This is a genomic window from Kitasatospora putterlickiae (genome assembly GCF_039527695.1).
GTDB classification, from domain to species: domain Bacteria; phylum Actinomycetota; class Actinomycetes; order Streptomycetales; family Streptomycetaceae; genus Kitasatospora; species Kitasatospora putterlickiae.
On sequence record NZ_BAAAKJ010000096.1, the window covers coordinates 42,504 to 44,487 of the forward strand.

General features: G+C 76.9%; 1 pseudogene. It reads right to left on the reverse strand.

The features are described 5' to 3' along the window. Nucleotides 1-1,984 (reverse strand): annotated as a pseudogene (locus ABD308_RS10540) (type I polyketide synthase); the annotation flags it as partial.

Below are 1,984 nucleotides of genomic sequence, written 5' to 3' on the forward strand. Positions count from 1 at the left end.
CCCAGGTCGAGCGCCAGTCGCCGGCTTCGGCGGACGGGCGGCCGAGCGGGGTGGAGGCGCGGACCAGCAGCAGCGGGGCACGGACCGCCGGGGGCTTCCAGTCGTCGAGCAGACGGAAGTAGCCGCCCATGGCGGTCAGCCGGGTCCCGTCCATCGGGGCCGCCCGGTCCTCGCGGGCGAACATGCCGCCCAGCAGGACGTCGTTGAACTGGGTGATGCCCTGGTTGTCGGAGAGGTAGGTGTCCAGCAGCACCACGGCCGCCGGGCCCTCGCCGCGCCGTTCCAGCGCGGCGGCCACGCCGTGGGCGAGCGTACCGCCGGAGGAGGAGCCGGCCAGCACGAGCGTCCGTCCGGGCAGTTCCCGGAGCAGTGTCGTCGCCTGGAAGTCCAGCAGGGCCGCCATGTCGGCGGGCAGTTCCTCCTCGGGGACGAATCCGGGGGCGTCGAGGGCGGCGACGGCGTAGCGGTCCCGGAAGCGGGCGGCGAAGCGGGCGTACTGGTGGGCGCCGCCGAGGGCGACGATCGAGCCGAAGCAGACGAGTACGGGGGCGTCGGCGCGCTCGTTCAGGCGCAGCAGCCGCGGGCCGGTGCCGGCGGCCGCGAGGTCGCTGCCGCTGTGGAAGGCCGGGCGCAGGGCGGAGGCGTTCTTGAGCAGGGCGATGCCCTCGTCGATCAGGCCGAGTGCGCAGGCCCGGCGGAACAGCACGCTCACCGGGTCGGTGTCGGTGTCGGCGGTGTCGGTTCCGGTTGCGGCGGTTTCGGTCGCGGCGGTTCCGGCCGCGGGTGCCGTTCCGGGCCGGGGGGTGTCTTCGCTCCGGGCCTCGGCGGCGAGGCGCGCCGCGAGCGCGGCGGGGGTGCCGCTGTCGAAGACGGCGGAGGGCCGTAGCCGCAGTCCGGTGCCGGCGGCCAGCCGGTTGCGGAGCTCGACCGCGGTCAACGAGTCGAATCCGACGGAGAGGAAGGGCACCGTCGCGGACAGCGCCCCGGAGTCGGTGTGGCCGAGGACGTCGGCGGCCTGGGCGAGGACGATCTCCAGCAGGACCAGCTCGCGTTCCTGGACGTCGGCGGCGGCGTCGAGCCGTTGCCGCAGCGCCGCGACGGCGGTCGGCGTCCCCTTCGCTCCGGTCGTCGCGGCCGGGCCGCGCCGGACCAGGGAGCGCAGCATCGGGTGCACCGGGCCGTCGCCGCGCACGGTGAGGTCGAGGTGGGCCAGGACGACGGGGCTCCCCTCTCCCGGCGGGGCGGCGTCCGCGGCGCACACGCTGTCCAGCAGGGCCATGGCCTCCTCGTCGGAAAGGCCGCGGGCGCCGCGCCGGTCGATGCGCCGGCGTTCGGGGCCGCCGAGCTCCGCCGTCATCCCGCTCACCCGCTCCCAGGGGCCCCAGGCGAGGGACAGGCCGGGGAGCCCGAGCCGTCGGCGTTCCGCGGCGAGGGCGTCGAGCGCGGCGTTGGCGGCCGAGTAGGACGCCTGGCCGGGGCTGCCCAGCACGCCCGCGGCGGAGGAGAAGACGACGAACGCGGCGAGGTCCGCTCCGCGCGTCAGCCGGTCGAGGTGGTGGGCGGCGTCGGCCTTGGGCCGCAGGACGGCGGTCATCCGCTCCCCCGTCAGCCCGTCCAGCAGACCGTCGTCGAGCACTCCGGCGGTGTGGACCACGGCACACAGCGGATGGCGCTCGGGGATGCCCGCCAGGGTGGCGGCCAGGGCCTGACGGTCGGACACGTCACAGCTGAGGGCGGTCAGTTCGGCGCCGGCTTCGGCCAGCTCCGCCGTCAGCTCCGGCATGCCGGGGGCGTCGGCGCCGCGGCGGCTCAGCACGAGGAGGTGGCGCACCCCGTGCGCGGCGACCAGATGGCGCGCCAGCACGGCCGCGAGCGCGCCGCCGCCGCTCAGCAGGACCGTCCCCTCGGCCGGCCCGAACGCGCCGACCGGCCGGGAGGCGGTCGCGGTGGTGGTGGCGGTGGCGGTGGCGGTGGCGGTGGCGGT